Raw genomic sequence first — 18,023 nt, 5'->3', positions numbered from 1 at the left:
ATATTTGTACGTACTAATTAAATGTAATTTTCGTTAAATTTTAATATAAGTACGTACAATTGAAGTTTTGAATGAAAACGCTTTACTCAACATTCGGGAGGGCAGGGAAATGAAGAATACTCCAACTCAATTAGAACCAAATGTTCCTGTAACACGAAGCCATTCAATGGGATTTGTCATTTTGATCTCATGTGCGGCGGGGCTTGGCGGCTTATTGTATGGCTATGACACGGCAGTGATTTCTGGCGCCATCGGTTTTCTGAAAGATTTATACAGCCTGAGTCCGTTTATGGAGGGACTTGTCATTTCAAGCATTATGATTGGAGGAGTTGTGGGCGTCGGGATATCCGGATTTTTAAGTGACAGATTCGGCCGGAGAAAAATTTTAATGACAGCCGCTTTGTTATTTGCGATATCAGCAATCGTTTCAGCGCTTTCTCAAGACGTGTCCACCTTAATCATTGCAAGGATTATCGGGGGGCTGGGAATCGGGATGGGCTCATCGCTCTCTGTTACGTATATTACAGAAGCGGCACCGCCCGCCATACGCGGAAGTTTATCTTCCTTATATCAGCTCTTTACGATACTGGGGATTTCCGCAACATACTTTATTAATCTAGCTGTGCAGCGGTCCGGAACATACGAATGGGGCGTGCACACCGGCTGGAGATGGATGCTTGCTTATGGAATGGTGCCGTCCGTCATTTTTTTCCTTGTCCTGCTCGTCGTCCCGGAAAGTCCGAGATGGCTGGCGAAAGCGGGCAAAACAAATGAAGCTTTAAAGATCCTGACACGTATTAATGGAGAAACTGTTGCAAAAGAAGAATTAAAGAACATTGAGAACTCTTTAAAAATAGAACAAATGGGGTCGCTCTCCCAGCTGTTTAAGCCGGGTCTCAGAAAGGCGCTTGTCATTGGAATCCTGCTGGCGCTGTTTAACCAAGTCATCGGCATGAACGCGATTACTTACTACGGGCCGGAAATCTTTAAAATGATGGGATTCGGGCAAAACGCCGGATTTGTGACGACTTGTATCGTCGGGGTTGTAGAAGTTATTTTTACCGTTATTGCGGTGTTGCTGATCGATAAAGTCGGACGAAAAAAACTGATGTCCATCGGTTCTGCTTTTATGGCTATTTTTATGATTTTAATCGGGACGTCGTTTTATTTTGAGTTAACAAGCGGGATCATGATGATCGTCCTTATATTAGGTTTTGTCGCTGCTTTCTGTGTCTCGGTCGGACCGATCACATGGATTATGATTTCTGAAATCTTCCCGAACCATCTGCGTGCGCGGGCCGCGGGCATTGCGACCATCTTTTTATGGGGAGCAAACTGGGCGATCGGACAGTTTGTGCCAATGATGATCGATTCTTTCGGGCTCGCCTATACATTTTGGATCTTTGCGGTGATTAACATCCTTTGTTTCCTGTTTGTCGTTACGATCTGTCCGGAAACGAAGAACAAATCGCTCGAGGAAATTGAAAAGCTTTGGATAAAATGAAAACGCTTTAATGAAACAGCCCTTTCTACGGGAAGGGCTGTTTATATTGGGATGCACCATTTGGCGCTTTCTGTATAAGATAAAGATATATAGGATAAAATATTGCTGGATAAAACGACGCGGCATGAAAACTCTGTGAATATTGTCGATGAATTGGCTCTTAACAGTTGAATAAACAATTCCACCCTGTTAAAATAATTAAAGAAAGCAGAAATGATTTTTTTTGGCTATGACGGGACGTTTTTTGTCATAGCGGGACATATAATGTCCAGCAAAAAAGGAAGGAACGTTTGAGTCATGAACCAGTTAATACAAGCTCAAAAAAAATTATTGCCTGATCTTCTGCTCGTTATGCAAAAGAGGTTTGAAATCTTGCAGTATATCAGGCTGACAGAACCCATCGGGCGAAGAAGCCTGTCTGCCAGTCTCGGAATCAGCGAGCGTGTGCTGAGGGGCGAGGTTCAGTTTTTAAAGGAACAGAACCTGGTCGATATTAAGACAAACGGCATGACATTGACAGAAGAGGGCTATGAACTGCTTTCTGTTTTGGAAGATACGATGAAAGATGTTTTAGGTTTGACTCTTTTGGAAAAGACATTAAAAGAACGTTTAAATCTGAAGGATGCCATTATCGTATCCGGAGACAGCGATCAATCCCCATGGGTCAAAAAAGAAATGGGAAGAGCGGCTGTCGCATGTATGAAAAAAAGATTTTCAGGCAAAAATATCGTCGCTGTAACTGGCGGTACGACAATTGAAGCTGTCGCCGAAATGATGACGCCGGATTCTAAAAACCGCGAGCTTTTGTTTGTGCCTGCAAGAGGCGGTTTAGGCGAAGATGTGAAAAACCAGGCGAACACCATATGCGCGCATATGGCGGAGAAGGCTTCAGGCACTTACCGGCTTTTGTTTGTTCCGGGACAGCTGTCACAAGGCGCCTATTCATCTATTATTGAAGAGCCTTCTGTCAAAGAGGTGCTGAACACCATTAAATCAGCGAGTATGCTGGTTCATGGAATCGGCGAAGCTAAAACTATGGCTCAGCGCAGAAACACGCCTTTAGAAGACTTAAAGAAAATAGATGATAACGACGCGGTGACAGAAGCGTTCGGCTACTATTTTAACGCGGACGGCGAAGTGGTTCACAAAGTGCATTCTGTCGGAATGCAGCTGGATGACATAGACGCCATCCCCGATATTATTGCGGTAGCGGGCGGATCATCAAAAGCCGAGGCGATCGAGGCTTACTTTAAAAAGCCACGCAACACGGTTCTCGTCACAGACGAAGGAGCCGCAAAGAAGTTATTAAGGGATGAATAATCCCTCAATATAAATATCTCTCACTTATTTAAAGGAGGAAACAATCATGGCAGTAAAAGTCGGTATTAACGGTTTTGGTCGTATTGGACGTAACGTATTCCGCGCAGCATTAAACAATCCTGAAGTTGAGGTAGTAGCGGTTAACGATTTAACAGATGCTAACATGCTGGCTCACCTTTTACAATATGATTCTGTACACGGAAAATTAGACGCTGAAGTTTCAGTTGACGGTAACAACCTTGTTGTTAACGGCAAAACAATTGAAGTTTCTGCAGAACGCGATCCTGCTAAACTTAGCTGGGGCAAACAAGGCGTTGAAATCGTAGTTGAATCTACTGGTTTCTTCACAAAACGCGCAGACGCTGCGAAACACTTAGAAGCTGGCGCGAAAAAAGTAATCATCTCTGCTCCTGCTAACGAAGAAGATATCACAATCGTTATGGGTGTTAACGAAGATAAATACGATGCGGCTAACCACGATGTTATCTCTAACGCATCTTGCACAACAAACTGCCTTGCGCCGTTTGCAAAAGTACTTAACGATAAATTCGGCATCAAACGCGGTATGATGACAACTGTTCACTCTTACACAAACGATCAGCAAATCCTTGATCTTCCGCACAAAGACTACCGTCGTGCGCGTGCAGCAGCTGAAAACATCATCCCAACATCAACTGGTGCTGCTAAAGCAGTTTCTCTAGTTCTTCCTGAACTAAAAGGCAAACTGAACGGTGGAGCAATGCGTGTTCCAACTCCAAACGTTTCTCTAGTTGACTTGGTTGCTGAACTGAACCAAGAAGTAACAGCTGAAGAAGTAAACGCAGCTCTTAAAGAAGCGGCTGAAGGCGACCTTAAAGGAATCCTTGGCTACAGCGAAGAGCCATTAGTTTCTGGCGACTACAACGGAAACAAAAACTCTTCTACAATCGATGCTCTTTCTACAATGGTTATGGAAGGCAGCATGGTAAAAGTAATCTCTTGGTACGATAACGAAAGCGGCTACTCTAACCGCGTTGTTGACCTTGCAGCTTACATCGCAAAAAAAGGTCTTTAATTTATAGCTGAAAAAGGACCTGACTTGGTTCTTTCGAATAGAAGCGCTATAATGAAAGCGGACAAGGGAAGGGGACGGACTCCCTTTCCCTTTTTCCATGAAGACCGGCTTTCAGAAAACGCTCTGTGATAGAGAAACGACCGCGTTTTAAGCAGCTTTGCCGGCACTTTCGCCTAAGGCCGCTGCCCTGGCTTTTAGACGAACTGCCCTGTGCCGAAAAAGACTGCGATCTGCCCTAGCGGCGTTATCGCTTGAACAGACGGTTTCACGTTTTTCGTGCTGTATGCAAACCATTTTGAAGGAGGATCTCCTAGGCATGAATAAGAAAACTCTCAAAGACATCGACGTAAAAGGCAAAGTTGTATTCTGCCGCGTCGACTTTAACGTTCCAATGAAAGACGGGGAAGTAACAGACGATACACGTATCCGTGCTGCGCTTCCAACAATCAAACACCTTGCAGACCAAGGCGCAAAAGTCCTTCTTGCGAGCCACTTAGGCCGCCCGAAAGGCGAAGTGGTTGAGGAGCTTCGTTTAACTCCTGTCGCTGCACGTCTCGGCGAACTGCTTGGAAAAGAAGTGAAAAAAGCGGATGAAGCATACGGCGATGCTGTAAAAGCACAAATTTCCGAGATGAAGGACGGAGACGTTCTTGTATTGGAAAACGTACGTTTCTATCCTGGTGAAGAGAAAAATGACCCTGAGCTTGCAAAAGCATTTGCTGAGCTTGCAGATGTATATGTAAATGACGCATTCGGTGCTGCCCACCGTGCTCACGCATCTACAGCTGGAATTGCCGAGCATCTGCCAGCAGTTGCAGGTTTCTTAATGGAAAAAGAGCTTGATGTACTTGGAAAAGCGGTTTCCAATCCTGACCGCCCGTTCACAGCGATCATCGGCGGAGCGAAAGTAAAAGACAAAATCGGTGTAATCGAAAGTCTTCTTGATAAAGTAGACAACCTGATCATCGGCGGAGGTCTTGCTTATACTTTCGTAAAAGCGCTTGGCTATGAAGTCGGTAAATCTCTTCTTGAAGAGGATAAAATCGAGCTTGCGAAATCATTTATGGACCGCGCTAAAGAAAAAGGCGTTAACTTCTACATGCCTGAAGATGTACTCGTTGCAGATGATTTCTCTAACGATGCAAACGTGAAAATTGTGCCGATCTCTGAAATCCCTAGTGATTTAGAAGCAATCGACATTGGTACGAAAACACGCGAAACGTATGCTGACGTCATCAAAAACAGCAAACTTGTCGTGTGGAACGGACCGATGGGCGTATTCGAAATCGACTTGTTCGCTCAAGGAACAAAAGCGGTTGCGGAAGCATTGGCAGAGGCGAAAGATACATACTCTGTCATCGGCGGAGGAGACTCTGCAGCAGCGGTTGAAAAATTCGGCCTTGCTGACAAAATGAGCCACATCTCAACAGGCGGCGGCGCATCCCTTGAGTTTATGGAAGGCAAAGAGCTTCCAGGGGTAGCTGCACTGAACGATAAATAATCTCAAAACTGCTATAAGGAAGTGGAACAGATGAGAAAACCAATTATCGCCGGTAACTGGAAAATGAACAAAACACTCGGCGAAGCTGTCAGCTTCGTTGAAGAAGTGAAATCTTCCATTCCAGCAGCAGACAAAGCTGAAGCTGTTGTTTGCGCGCCAGCGCTTTTCTTAGAAAAGCTTGCTTCTGCTGTTAAAGGCACTGACCTAAAAGTCGGCGCTCAAAACATGCACTTCGAAGAAAGCGGCGCGTTCACAGGCGAAATCAGCCCGGTTGCTCTGAAAGACCTTGGCGTTGACTACTGCGTCATCGGCCACTCTGAGCGCCGTGAAATGTTCGCTGAAACTGATGAAACAGTTAACAAAAAAGCACACGCAGCTTTCAAACACGGCATTGTGCCGATCATCTGTGTAGGTGAAACGCTTGAAGAGCGTGAAGCCGGCAAAACAAATGATCTTGTTGCTGACCAAGTGAAAAAAGGCCTTGCTGGTCTTTCTGAAGAACAAGTTGCTGCTTCTGTTATTGCGTATGAGCCAATCTGGGCAATCGGAACAGGCAAATCTTCTACAGCGAAAGATGCGAATGACGTGTGTGCGCATATCCGTAAAACCGTCGCTGAAAGCTTCAGCCAAGAAGCTGCAGACAAGCTTCGCATCCAATATGGCGGAAGCGTAAAGCCTGCAAACATTAAAGAATATATGGCAGAGTCCGATATTGACGGTGCTTTGGTCGGCGGCGCGAGCCTTGAGCCACAGTCATTCGTTCAATTATTGGAGGAAGGTCAATATGAGTAAAAAACCAGCTGCACTCATCATTCTTGATGGGTTCGGATTACGTAACGAAACAGTAGGGAACGCAGTCGCTTTAGCGAAAAAACCGAATTTTGACCGCTACTGGAACCAGTATCCTCATCAAACATTGACTGCTTCAGGCGAGGCTGTAGGTCTTCCTGAAGGGCAAATGGGGAACTCCGAGGTAGGTCACTTAAATATCGGTGCGGGACGTATTGTGTACCAAAGCTTAACACGCGTAAATGTTGCCATTCGTGAAGGAGAGTTCGAACGCAATCAAACATTCCTTGACGCGATCAGCAACGCGAAAGAAAACAACAAAGCCTTGCACCTGTTCGGTCTTTTATCTGACGGAGGCGTGCACAGCCATATCAACCATTTATTCGCACTGTTAAAGCTTGCGAAAAAAGAAGGGCTGACAAAGGTTTATATCCATGGCTTCCTTGACGGCCGTGATGTAGGTCCGCAGACAGCGAAAACGTACATCAACCAGCTGAACGATCAAATCAAGGAAATCGGTGTGGGTGAAATCGCCAGCATTTCCGGACGTTACTACTCTATGGACCGCGACAAACGCTGGGACCGTGTAGAAAAAGCGTACCGCGCAATGGCGTACGGCGAAGGCCCTTCTTACCGCAGCGCCCTGGATGTTGTTGATGATTCATATGCAAATGGTATCTACGATGAATTCGTGATTCCATCTGTCATCACAAAAGAAAACGGTGAGCCTGTTGCGAAAATCCAAGACGGCGATTCTGTGATTTTCTATAATTTCAGACCGGACCGCGCCATCCAGATTTCCAACACGTTCACAAACAAAGACTTCCGTGACTTCGACCGCGGCGAGAATTATCCAAAGAACCTGTATTTCGTCTGCCTGACTCACTTCAGTGAAACAGTTGACGGCTATGTAGCGTTTAAACCGATAAATCTTGATAACACAGTCGGAGAAGTATTATCTCAGCACGGGTTAAAACAGCTTCGAATTGCAGAAACTGAAAAGTATCCGCACGTCACGTTCTTTATGAGCGGCGGCCGTGAAGCTGAATTCCCGGGTGAAGAGCGTATTCTCATCAACTCGCCTAAAGTTGCAACGTATGACTTGAAGCCTGAGATGAGTGCGTATGAAGTGAAAGACGCGCTTGTCAAAGAAATTGAAGCTGACAAGCATGACGCGATCATTCTTAACTTCGCAAACCCTGATATGGTCGGCCACTCCGGAATGGTTGAACCAACAATTAAAGCAATTGAAGCAGTGGACGAATGCTTGGGCGAAGTCGTTGACGCGATTCTTGCTAAAGGCGGACACGCCATCATTACCGCTGATCACGGTAATGCTGACATTCTGATTACAGAATCAGGCGAACCGCACACTGCGCATACAACAAACCCAGTCCCTGTGATTGTAACGAAAGAAGGCATTACGCTGCGTGAAGGCGGAATCCTAGGCGACCTTGCACCAACGTTATTAGACCTTCTTGGTGTTGAAAAACCGAAAGAAATGACAGGAACATCTTTAATTCAAAAATAATTTGAAAATCAAAAGGAGAGACAAAACTCATGCCATACATTGTTGATGTTTATGCACGTGAAGTATTAGACTCCCGCGGCAACCCAACAGTTGAAGTTGAAGTATATACAGAAACAGGAGCTTTCGGCCGCGCATTAGTGCCAAGCGGAGCTTCTACAGGTGAATACGAAGCGGTTGAGCTTCGTGACGGCGACAAAGACCGTTACCTTGGAAAAGGCGTGTTAACAGCTGTTAACAACGTAAACGAAATCATTGCTCCAGAGCTTCTTGGCTTTGATGTAACTGAACAAAACGCAATCGATCAGCTCTTAATCGAGCTTGACGGTACTGAAAATAAAGGCAAACTTGGTGCGAACGCAATCCTTGGCGTATCTATGGCTTGTGCGCGTGCTGCTGCTGATTTCTTACAGATTCCTCTTTACCAATACCTTGGAGGATTCAACTCAAAAACGCTTCCTGTACCGATGATGAACATCGTAAACGGCGGAGAGCATGCTGATAACAACGTGGATATTCAAGAATTCATGATCATGCCTGTAGGTGCTCCTAACTTCCGTGAAGCACTTCGCATGGGCGCTCAAATCTTCCACAGCCTGAAATCAGTATTAAGCGCAAAAGGCTTAAACACTGCTGTAGGTGACGAAGGCGGATTCGCTCCAAACCTTGGTTCTAACGAAGAAGCGCTTCAAACAATCGTTGAAGCAATCGAAAAAGCCGGCTTCAAACCTGGCGAAGAAGTTAAACTTGCTATGGATGCTGCATCTTCTGAGTTCTACAACAAAGAAGACGGCAAATACCATCTGTCTGGCGAAGGCGTTGTGAAAACATCTGCTGAAATGGTTGACTGGTATGAAGAGCTTGTTTCTAAATACCCAATCATCTCTATCGAAGACGGACTTGACGAAAACGACTGGGAAGGCCACAAGCTTCTTACTGAGCGTCTTGGTAAAAAAGTTCAGCTTGTTGGTGACGACCTCTTCGTTACAAACACGAAAAAACTTGCTGAAGGTATTAAAAACGGCGTAGGCAACTCTATCCTGATCAAAGTAAACCAAATCGGTACATTGACTGAAACATTCGATGCGATCGAAATGGCGAAACGCGCAGGCTACACAGCCGTTATCTCTCACCGTTCTGGTGAAACTGAAGACAGCACAATCGCTGACATCGCTGTGGCAACAAACGCAGGACAAATCAAAACAGGTGCTCCGTCTCGTACGGACCGTGTTGCGAAATACAACCAGCTTCTTCGCATCGAAGATCAGTTGGCTGAAACTGCTCAATACCACGGTATCAACTCTTTCTACAACTTAAACAAGTAATAAAAAGACCGCCGGGATTTTCTCGGCGGCTTTTTTTATGCTTTCAGAGATCCAAATAAAGCCTCACCATATCACGGCATTGAATGCCGTTTTCAAAAATCTCCTCGTCGTAGTGTCTGATAAAAAAATCATGGTCGATCGCTTGAAGGCGAAATCCGCATTTTTGATATAGAGACAATTGATGGATACTTGAATTTCCAGTACCTATTTCAATCACCTTTGCTCCCATGTGTTTCGCTTTTTCAATGGCGTCGAGGATAAGAAGCTTGCCAATGCCCTGTTTTTGCATTGTTTGTTTTACTGCGATGTTAACGATTTCTACCGTTTGTGGCCTAGTTGTGATGATCACGTATACACCAGCTAATTCGCCTGATATATAACCTGTGTAGCATTCTCCTCTGACCAAGTAGTCATCAACAATTTCTTTTGACGGATCGGCGAGCAGCAGAAGCTCATACAGCGCTTGATCAAAGTTTGTTGCTTTTTGAATGGTGAGGTGTTGCATTATCATTCCACCTTTTCATAGTTTATAGAGATATTTTCATGATTTTCTCCAATTTCTTACCATTCTATTATAAAATATGTAACATAGGAAATAAGCACAAAATATAGCGGGTAACAAACAGGAGGAAAGCCACATGTTTTGTAAGGAATGCGGTCAAAAAAATAATGAAGGAGCCAAGTTTTGTAAACAATGCGGCACCCCGATCGGAGGGGGCAGCAAACAGGCGAATCAAGAAACAGCTAGCACTGCAGAAACAAGGCAGGCTCCGCGAAAACCGATCCCTAAGAAAACCATCATTTTATGGAGCAGCATTGCCGCGGCGTGCGTTATATTATTCGCCGCATATAAAACCGGAGCGTATTTTACTTCAAAGGATAGGTTAGTAGACAAGTTTGAACAGGCCGTAAATGATGGGGATCAGGACCAAATCGCGACTCTACTTACACCGGTAAATGACTATCTTAAACTCACTAAAAATAATGTAAAACCGTTTCTTACATATTTGAAGGATCATCCAGACAAAAAAGATGAACTTTTTGCATCGCTGCGTGATGAAACAGCCCAGAAGGATATCGTATATGCAGAAAAAGACGGGAAAAGCCTGCTGGTATTTGACCATTATGACTTAAAGGTAGCACCTGTTTATTTTGAAGTGAGCAGCAATTATAAAAATACCGATCTATATGTCAATAAAGAGGAAGCCGGATCTGTAAAGAAAGCAGATCAAGCACAAACCCTCGGTCCGTACATTCCCGGCGAATATACAGTCTCAGCCAAACTGAAAAACGATGTCGTCGATCTTGTGAAAAAGGAAGACATTCAGGCGGTTGGCGATAGCAGCTTTCGTGTTGATCTCTCATTGGAAGCAGACGATGTGACATTCAGCTTAGCGGATGACATCAAGAGCGGGAAGGGAGATTTGCTGATTAACGGTAAATCAATTCATAAAGATCCGTTCAAATCCGTAACATATGGTCCGCTGCTGACAGATGGATCAATGACAGCTTCAGTCGAGGCAGAATTTCCGTGGGGAAAAACAAAAACTGCCGGCATTCCGATCGATGATAAAGAAATGGAGTTAACGTTAATTCCTGATCAAGATACACAGGAACAGATTATGAACACAATTGTCAAAACAACAAAACAATACTCCAAAGCTCTATCTGATGGGAATACAGCCCAGATGACAGAGGCAAGTGCCAATTGGAAGGCAGAGACGAAGGACACCGTCGATTCTATGAAAAGCGCGGATTCATACTTAAAAGATAGATACTTGGAAACTGATTTTGACCGGGACACATTTGCCCTCTCTCAGAAAAACGACGGAACGTGGCAGGTATCGGTAACAGGAAAAGAACTTCACCAGTCTTCTTCGTATAACGACTATACAAAATCTGAAATGACTGACGAAAGTCCGAGTTATGAATATCTTCTTTCATATGATAAAAAACAGAAAAAGTGGATTTTCGAAGATGCAGAATCAACATTCCAATCTGCAGGCACAAATATAAAGAAAATCAAAAATGATAAACCAGAGACATACACTTCCGCCTGGGCTGGCTCGAAAAACAAAGGCAGTGAAAGCTCTGCAAGCGGCGATGTTACAGATGAACAAGTGACATTATTTATGGGCAGTTATCTGCAAAGTCAGGCAGATGCCGTGAATCAAAATAATTTCTCACTGATGGAAGACAGCCTTGAAAAAGGCAGTTCCCTTTATTCCGACCAGCAGCATCTCGTGTCGAAATTAAATAAAGAGGGGACAACAGAAGACTTTAATAACTATGAAGTGAAAAGCTGGAGCCAAAATGGGTCGGCTATCACGATTAAGACGTATGAAGAATTCTATATCACAAAATCAGGCGGCAGTCCAAAGCTCAGAACATATAACTGGACCTATACCGGCGTAGTGAAGAACGGAAGAATTTACTTAACGTCTATTCAATAAAACAATCCCATCACCAGCAGGTGATGGGATTGTTTTTAAAAGAGCATATAACGGAAAATTTCTTTGACATAGTGTTCGATAATAAGCTGAAATGTAACGCAGATGATCAGATAAATCACAATCGTTGAGTAAATGACATCAATTTTCCCTTTATATGAATGCTGGTAACTGCTCAGCATCGCAGGAGGAATGGCGAAGAATGCACCGATTAAACCAACGACTAATATGGTAAAGCAAATGTCTGTATGTAATAAAAAGAAGAAAAGGGCAAGAATCAAAATAGCCGTAAAAGGAATAAGAAATGCTCCGAATCTTGAGAATGAATCCTTGAAAGACACTTGGTTTCCCGCGATTTTCAGGGCGAAAAAGATGCATGCATGCAGGCCAAATAGAAATAAAATAAAATAAATGGTTGGCTCTAAGAAGATTGCTGTAAAGCTTACGCTTCCGGGACCGTCTGAAAAAAGAATATAAAACATCAAAGGGGTCAGCAAACTGAAAAGAACCATCGTAATGATTGCGCTGATCAGCTGTTCTCCGCCTGTTGCTTTACATTCCTGATAAGGGCGTTTCAGGACGGATAAGACAAATGAACCGAACTGTTTTGCTGCTTGCTTTGCAGCGGCTCCAGTTTGAGCTGCATGCTGGTGGCCTGATTGACCGGAGAGCGGTGATCCGCATTTCTCACAAAAATTTCCGCCATCTGTTTGATGGCCGCATTGAGGACAATACATAAAATAACTCCTTTATCTGTAATATAGGGAAAATAGACTAATAGTTTTATTATAAAAGAAAAAAGTTGTAAAGTAATCAATATTCATACAAAAAAAGACACGAGCCCGATAGCAGCTGTGTCTTTTTTTATCTAGTTATTAATATATTTCTCAAATACATCCCCAAAATCCTTAATATGATACTGCGAGCGAACGGATGTCAGCCAAGTAAATCCGAATTCGGTCAGCTCTTTGTATTGCGTTTCAATATTGACGTGCTCAGGGCGGGTATGGTGAAGAATCGTCACTGCTTTATCTAAGCTTTGCTCCGCTTGATTGATTAAAATGTCATTTTCATAGGTTGTTTCAGCGATGCGAAGCAGTGCTTTATAAAGGTCTTTTAACTTTTCAATCTGGTCTTTGTGGACATCAATGTCGAATTGTTCACCGCCCAGCTTGAACTTAATTTCAACATCCAAATCCACTTTTCCGGCAGTTTCAAGAAAAACGTCAGAGATTTTATATTGCGAATAAGGATAGCGTTTCAACGTTCGTTTCGAGGAAGTGGCGCGTTCGCCGTCTACATGGATCAGGGCCAGGTTCGTAAAGCAATACTCGTCTGCTTTTGTTTTAATCAAGAAATAAATTTTCTCATTATCTTCATGCATGACATAGTCATCTGCGTCTGTTTTGTCATAGTCCTGAGGTTCGATAATTTTTCCGATATCAGATAAGCCCAAGGCATCTGCCGCAATTTTTTTGAACATCTGTATACGTCCTTCCTATTCAATTTGTCACTTCATTGTAGCATGGCGCGTTTCTGACAGGCTATAAAGGTTTACCGGGAAATCGCCTCCGGGTAAAAGGGTGGAGAATAATTCTATTTCCTGTGCAGAGACTATCAACAAGGAGGTATATGATGTTCTCATTTATCGTTCACGTCTTCATTTCTTTATTCGCAGTATCGAATCCGATCGGAAACGTACCGATATTTCTGACGCTGACAGAAGGCTATACTGCAGCGGAAAGAAAAGCGATTGCCCGGAAGGCAGCTATTTTATCCTTTTTTATTCTCGCAGCTTTTTTGGTTTTCGGTCATCTTATCTTTAAACTGTTTGATATCAACATTCACGCGCTCCGAGTGGCGGGCGGCATATTCATTTTCGGCATTGCCTATAATCTATTGAATGCGAAAGAATCGCACGTGCAATCTCTTCACCATGATGAACATAAGGAAAGCAAGGAAAAAGCGGATATATCAGTCACACCTTTATCCATTCCGATCATTGCTGGGCCCGGAACGATTGCAACAGTGATGAGCCTTTCCGCCGGACATAGCGGCATTGGTCATTATGTGGCTGTTACGATCGGCATAGCCGCCGTTATTGCCCTGACCTTTCTCTTTTTCCACTATTCTGCTTTTATCAGCAGCAAACTCGGAAAAACTGAGATGAATGTGATTACCAGATTGATGGGATTAATCTTAGCCGTGGTTGCGGTCGGGATGATTGGTGCCGGGCTGAAAGGCATGTTTCCGGTCTTAACCTCATGATGCAAAAAGCAGCTCCCTTATTTTAGAGAGCTGCTTTCTTTTGTTTTTGGCACGTACCGAAAGACTTCCTCACTCTCAAAAAATTCAATCAACCTGCTCAGCCAATCATAGTAATGAAGCCATTCTTTTAATTCATTCAGCAGCTGATTGACTTTCTCTTCCGCTTCCGGGGTAAGCCCGTCCCTTTGTAAAAGATCACTCAGTTCCCGGTTTAATTTTTTATACAGCACTTTGTTTTTGCTCACGACCTTTGTCCAATTCGCCGCAAATAAAGAAATGAAGGTTTGATAATAATCCTGCTCGACGTCATAAAGGTCTTTTCGTACGCCTTTTTCAAACACCTTTTCGGCGATATTGGCATCGATCATTTCCCGGACAACCTGGCTCATCCGTGTTTTGCTCATGCCCGTTGCCTCAGAGAGCTCGCTTAAGGTCATTGGTTTTCGATTCATATAAATAATTCCGAGCACACGTCCGACAGTTGAAGGCATTCCAAACGTATGCATATTTTCGGCAATCTTCTCAATGAGATGCTCTTCAGCATGTTCAATGATGTCGAGAGCGGTTTTTTTCACAGCTGATCATCCCTTCAAATGGCAATTGATGGTGTCAATATATCATATTTCTTCCTGGTGTTGAAAATAGCTGAATGCAGAGGAAGTGGGAGGTATCCGGCGTAATTGTAAGAACACCCTTTCCGTCTCGGTCATAACAATAAATAATCTATAAATAACATATAATTTCAACACATTGTAAACTTTTTATTTTACAAAGTTCAAACTATAATAAGGATTATACTTTTCAGAAAATTTAAAGGAAACCTGCGGAGGTGCACGGATTGCTGAAATTGGAACAAGTGTCAAAAGTATATAAAGGCGGCAAAAAAGCTGTGAACAGCATTGATTTAGATATTGCCAAAGGTGAATTTATCTGTTTTATCGGCCCGAGCGGCTGCGGAAAAACGACGACGATGAAGATGATTAACAGACTGATAGAACCATCGTCTGGAAGGATCTTTATCGACGGAGAAAATATTATGGAACAGGACCCGGTTGAGCTGAGGAGAAAAATCGGCTATGTGATTCAGCAGATTGGTTTGTTCCCCCATATGACCATCCAGCAGAACATCTCACTCGTACCAAAACTGTTGAAATGGCCTGAGGAAAAACGGAAAGAACGGGCGCGCGAGCTGTTAAAGCTTGTGGATATGGGCCCAGAGTATTTATACCGTTATCCGCATGAACTCAGCGGCGGACAGCAGCAGAGAATCGGCGTGCTGCGCGCCCTGGCAGCGGAACCCCCTCTCATTTTAATGGATGAACCGTTCGGAGCGCTTGATCCGATTACGCGTGATTCCCTTCAGGAAGAATTCAAAAAACTGCAGAGAACCTTAAACAAAACGATTGTGTTTGTAACCCACGATATGGATGAAGCGATTAAGCTTGCTGACAGGATTGTGATATTAAAAGCGGGAGAAATCGTTCAAGTCGGCACACCTGATGAGATTCTTCGAAACCCGGCAAATGAGTTTGTTGAAGAATTTATCGGGAAAGAGCGCCTGATTCAGTCAAGACCGGATATCGAGCGGGTAGAGCAAATGATGAACAGAACGCCGGTGACGGTATCTGCGGACAAAACGCTTTCTCAGGCGATTCAGCTGATGAGAGAAAAACGTGTTGACTCGCTGCTCGTTGTGGACCGGCAAAACGTGCTGAAGGGCTATGTTGATGTGGAAATGATTGATCAAAACCGCAAAAAAGCAAGCATCGTTGGCGACGTATACCGCTCAGATATATATACCGTTCAAAAAGGGGCGCTTCTTCGCGATACAGTCCGAAAAATTTTGAAGCAGGGGATCAAGTATGTTCCGGTGGTCGATGAACAGAACCATTTAGCAGGGATTGTGACAAGAGCGAGCCTTGTTGATATCGTGTACGATTCCATTTGGGGCGACGAGGAAAACCAGCTCATGACGATCTGACCAGGGGAGGAGCTCTTTTAAGATGAATCAAATGATGACTTTTTTGCAAACGAACGGCGGAGAGCTGTTGTATAAAACAGGAGAGCATTTATATATTTCACTCATAGCCGTTGTATTGGGCATTATCGTTGCAGTGCCGCTCGGCGTTGCTCTTACCAGAATGAAAAAAGGCGCAGGTGCGGTTATCGGTTTCGTAAACATTGTGCAAACTCTGCCGAGTCTGGCGATTTTAGCCTTTTTTATTCCGCTTCTCGGCGTAGGAAAAGTGCCTGCGATTGTCGCTTTATTTTTCTATTCGGTACTGCCGATCCTGCGCAATACGTATACAGGCATTAAAGGTGTAAATAAAAACCTCCTGGAATCGGGGAAAGGGATTGGCATGACAGGCTGGGAGCAGATTCGGCTCGTTGAAATTCCGCTGGCGATTCCCATCATCATGGCGGGGATCCGCACATCAACGATCTACCTAATTGGCTGGGCGACACTTGCGTCGTTTATCGGGGGAGGCGGCCTCGGGGACTATATTTTTATCGGCCTGAACCTATACCAGCCTGAATATATCATTGGCGGTGCCGTGCCTGTCACAATTCTGGCAATTATCATTGATTATGTGCTAGCCGTGACAGAACGAAAGGTGACGCCGAAAGGATTACAAGGGATGAAGGAAGTTTCGTAAGGAGTTGGCTCTGTTGAAAATGACAAAAATCAAATGGCTTGGCGCGTTTGCTCTCGTCTTTGTCATGCTGCTAGGCGGCTGCTCTCTGCCGGGTCTCGGCGGCGCTTCTGACGACACGATCAAAATCGGGGCGCAAAGCATGACAGAATCAGAAATTTTAGCGAATATGATCGCGCAGCTTATTGAACATGATACAGATTTGAATACCGCTTTAGTGAAAAACCTCGGCTCAAACTATGTTCAGCACCAAGCGATGCTGGGCGGTGACATTGATATTTCAGCCACGCGCTATTCCGGAACAGATTTAACAAGCACCCTCGGCAAGGAAGCGGAGAAAGATCCAAAAAAAGCGCTGAACATTGTGCAGAACGAGTTTCAAAAGCGCTTTTCTTATAAATGGTTTGATTCCTACGGCTTTGATAACACGTATGCCTTCACCGTAACAAAAAAGTTTGCGGAAAATGAGCATATTAACACCGTGTCCGACCTGAAAAAAAATGCCTCGCAATATAAATTAGGCGTCGACAATGCTTGGCTGAAACGAAAAGGTGACGGGTATAAAGGCTTTGTCAGCACATATGGCTTTGAATTCGGCACAACTTATCCAATGCAGATCGGGCTTGTCTATGACGCAGTCAAAAACGGGAAAATGGACGCTGTTCTGGCTTATTCAACGGATGGACGGATTAAAGCCTATGACTTGAAAATCTTAAAAGATGATAAGCGTTTCTTCCCGCCGTATGACTGTTCACCGGTGATTCCGGAAAAGGTGCTTAAGGCGCATCCGGAGCTTGAAGGTGTGATCAATAAGCTGATTGGGCAAATCGACACGGAAACGATGCAGGAACTTAATTATGAAGTGGATGGCAAGCTGAAGGAGCCGTCTGTCGTAGCAAAGGAATTTTTAGAGAAACATCATTATTTTGACTAAGAAAAGAGGTGGATCATATGGAAGTACTACAGCAGCTTGGCACATACTATTCGCAAAACGGCGGTTATGTGCTGCAGGAGTTTTACCGCCATTTTCTGATGTCGGTATACGGCGTTTTATTTGCCGCCATTGTTGGAATTCCGCTCGGCATCCTGATAGCCAGATACAGAAGATTAAGCGGATGGGTTTTTGCGGTCACGAACGTCATTCAGACGATCCCGGCTCTCGCCATGCTTGCCGTGCTGATGCTTGTCATGGGGCTGGGCGCTAATACGGTGATATTGTCATTATTTCTGTATTCTCTTCTGCCGATTATCAGAAATACGTATACAGGGATTATCAGTATTGAGCACGCCTATCTTGAATCCGGAAAAGCAATGGGGATGACAAAATTTCAAGTGCTGAGGATGGTCGAGCTTCCGCTTGCGCTTTCGGTCATAATGGCCGGCCTGCGCACCGCGCTTGTCATTGCCATCGGCATTACGGCCATCGGGACATTTGTCGGTGCAGGCGGTCTCGGGGACATCATCGTCAGGGGATCAAACGCCACAAACGGAACCGCGATTATATTAGCGGGAGCGATCCCCACAGCTCTGATGGCGGTGATTGCAGATTTGGTCATGGGCTGGCTTGAACGAGCATTAAGCCCGATTAAAAAGAGAAAGAAGAAAAACTTGGCAGGTGCAGCATAAGAAA

The 18,023-nt window shown here is 44.3% G+C and carries 17 protein-coding genes; 13 read left to right on the top strand and 4 right to left on the bottom strand.

Translation table 11 applies throughout. The annotated features are described in order from the left end of the window. Nucleotides 1-109 precede the first annotated feature (109 nt). The 7 genes from araE (at nucleotide 110) to eno (ending at nucleotide 9,021) form a co-directional block, all read left to right on the top strand. Nucleotides 110-1,504, top strand: a complete 1,395-nt coding sequence (araE, locus tag AC07VD_RS01550) for an arabinose-proton symporter AraE (protein WP_003243899.1) — start codon at nucleotides 110-112, stop codon at nucleotides 1,502-1,504. A gap of 297 nt (nucleotides 1,505-1,801) precedes the next feature. Then, complete coding sequence (gene cggR / locus AC07VD_RS01545) at nucleotides 1,802-2,824, top strand: gapA transcriptional regulator CggR (protein WP_009968188.1); 1,023 nt, start codon at nucleotides 1,802-1,804, stop codon at nucleotides 2,822-2,824. A 46-nt stretch (nucleotides 2,825-2,870) separates the two neighbouring features. Then, a complete protein-coding gene (gap, locus tag AC07VD_RS01540) occupies nucleotides 2,871-3,878 on the top strand; it encodes a type I glyceraldehyde-3-phosphate dehydrogenase (RefSeq protein ID WP_003219957.1) in 1,008 nt (335 codons plus the stop codon). A 316-nt stretch (nucleotides 3,879-4,194) separates the two neighbouring features. Next, nucleotides 4,195-5,379, top strand: coding sequence for a phosphoglycerate kinase (locus tag AC07VD_RS01535; protein ID WP_003243051.1), 1,185 nt, complete (start codon nucleotides 4,195-4,197; stop codon nucleotides 5,377-5,379). Between the two features lie 30 nt (nucleotides 5,380-5,409). Then, nucleotides 5,410-6,171, top strand: a complete 762-nt coding sequence (gene tpiA, locus AC07VD_RS01530) for a triose-phosphate isomerase (RefSeq protein WP_003243394.1) — start codon at nucleotides 5,410-5,412, stop codon at nucleotides 6,169-6,171. Then, nucleotides 6,164-7,699, top strand: a complete 1,536-nt coding sequence (gene gpmI, locus AC07VD_RS01525) for a 2,3-bisphosphoglycerate-independent phosphoglycerate mutase (protein WP_003228330.1) — start codon at nucleotides 6,164-6,166, stop codon at nucleotides 7,697-7,699. The genes tpiA and gpmI overlap by 8 nt, the downstream gene beginning before the upstream one ends. A 29-nt stretch (nucleotides 7,700-7,728) precedes the next feature. Further along, nucleotides 7,729-9,021: a phosphopyruvate hydratase gene (gene eno / locus AC07VD_RS01520; RefSeq protein WP_041850522.1), complete on the top strand. Its 1,293-nt coding sequence runs from the start codon at nucleotides 7,729-7,731 to the stop codon at nucleotides 9,019-9,021. Nucleotides 9,022-9,064: 43 nt separating this feature from the next. Here eno and AC07VD_RS01515 read toward each other — a convergent pair whose 3' ends face one another. Beyond that, nucleotides 9,065-9,532, bottom strand: coding sequence for a GNAT family N-acetyltransferase (locus AC07VD_RS01515; RefSeq protein WP_076457576.1), 468 nt, complete (start codon nucleotides 9,530-9,532; stop codon nucleotides 9,065-9,067). Between the two features lie 127 nt (nucleotides 9,533-9,659). Here AC07VD_RS01515 and AC07VD_RS01510 point away from each other — a divergent pair, with 127 nt between their 5' ends. Further along, nucleotides 9,660-11,474: a zinc ribbon domain-containing protein gene (locus AC07VD_RS01510; protein ID WP_494721589.1), complete on the top strand. Its 1,815-nt coding sequence runs from the start codon at nucleotides 9,660-9,662 to the stop codon at nucleotides 11,472-11,474. A 35-nt stretch (nucleotides 11,475-11,509) separates the two neighbouring features. On the opposite strand, the gene AC07VD_RS01505 is transcribed toward AC07VD_RS01510, so the two are convergent. Together AC07VD_RS01505 and AC07VD_RS01500 are read right to left on the bottom strand one after the other, a co-directional pair. Beyond that, entirely contained in the window at nucleotides 11,510-12,208 is a 699-nt protein-coding gene (locus tag AC07VD_RS01505) for a zinc ribbon domain-containing protein (protein WP_494721590.1), read from the bottom strand. Nucleotides 12,209-12,339: 131 nt separating this feature from the next. Next, nucleotides 12,340-12,954 (bottom strand): PH domain-containing protein, encoded by a 615-nt coding sequence (locus tag AC07VD_RS01500; protein ID WP_003243118.1) that lies wholly within the window; start codon nucleotides 12,952-12,954, stop codon nucleotides 12,340-12,342. Nucleotides 12,955-13,103: 149 nt separating this feature from the next. On the opposite strand from AC07VD_RS01500, the gene AC07VD_RS01495 reads away from it, so the two are divergent. Continuing rightward, nucleotides 13,104-13,739, top strand: coding sequence for an NAAT family transporter (locus tag AC07VD_RS01495; protein ID WP_494721591.1), 636 nt, complete (start codon nucleotides 13,104-13,106; stop codon nucleotides 13,737-13,739). A 17-nt stretch (nucleotides 13,740-13,756) separates the two neighbouring features. Here the strand turns inward: AC07VD_RS01495 and opcR are convergent, their stop codons facing one another. Continuing rightward, nucleotides 13,757-14,314, bottom strand: a complete 558-nt coding sequence (gene opcR, locus AC07VD_RS01490; protein ID WP_003228345.1) for an opuC operon transcriptional regulator OpcR — start codon at nucleotides 14,312-14,314, stop codon at nucleotides 13,757-13,759. Nucleotides 14,315-14,577: 263 nt separating this feature from the next. Here opcR and opuCA point away from each other — a divergent pair, with 263 nt between their 5' ends. Genes opuCA through opuCD form a run of 4 tightly spaced genes read left to right on the top strand, consistent with a single transcriptional unit; the run spans nucleotide 14,578 to nucleotide 18,019 of the window. Continuing rightward, nucleotides 14,578-15,720 carry an osmoprotectant ABC transporter ATP-binding protein OpuCA gene (gene opuCA / locus AC07VD_RS01485; RefSeq protein ID WP_494721592.1) on the top strand — a complete coding sequence of 381 codons (1,143 nt, stop codon included), beginning with the start codon at nucleotides 14,578-14,580 and terminating at the stop codon, nucleotides 15,718-15,720. A gap of 22 nt (nucleotides 15,721-15,742) precedes the next feature. Then, on the top strand, nucleotides 15,743-16,396 hold the full coding sequence (gene opuCB / locus AC07VD_RS01480; RefSeq protein ID WP_003228349.1) for a glycine betaine/carnitine/choline/choline sulfate ABC transporter permease OpuCB: 654 nt from the start codon (nucleotides 15,743-15,745) through the stop codon (nucleotides 16,394-16,396). A 19-nt stretch (nucleotides 16,397-16,415) separates the two neighbouring features. Continuing rightward, nucleotides 16,416-17,327 (top strand): osmoprotectant ABC transporter substrate-binding lipoprotein OpuCC, encoded by a 912-nt coding sequence (gene opuCC / locus AC07VD_RS01475; RefSeq protein WP_072173533.1) that lies wholly within the window; start codon nucleotides 16,416-16,418, stop codon nucleotides 17,325-17,327. Nucleotides 17,328-17,344: 17 nt separating this feature from the next. Next, complete coding sequence (opuCD, locus tag AC07VD_RS01470) at nucleotides 17,345-18,019, top strand: glycine betaine/carnitine/choline/choline sulfate ABC transporter permease OpuCD (protein ID WP_014478003.1); 675 nt, start codon at nucleotides 17,345-17,347, stop codon at nucleotides 18,017-18,019. The last annotated feature ends 4 nt before the right edge of the window (nucleotides 18,020-18,023 follow it).

This window comes from Bacillus sp. GW821-FHT01G09 (assembly GCF_059422205.1).
The sequence above is the reverse complement of the archived record's forward strand: the minus strand, read 5'-3'. Positions and strand labels throughout refer to the sequence as shown.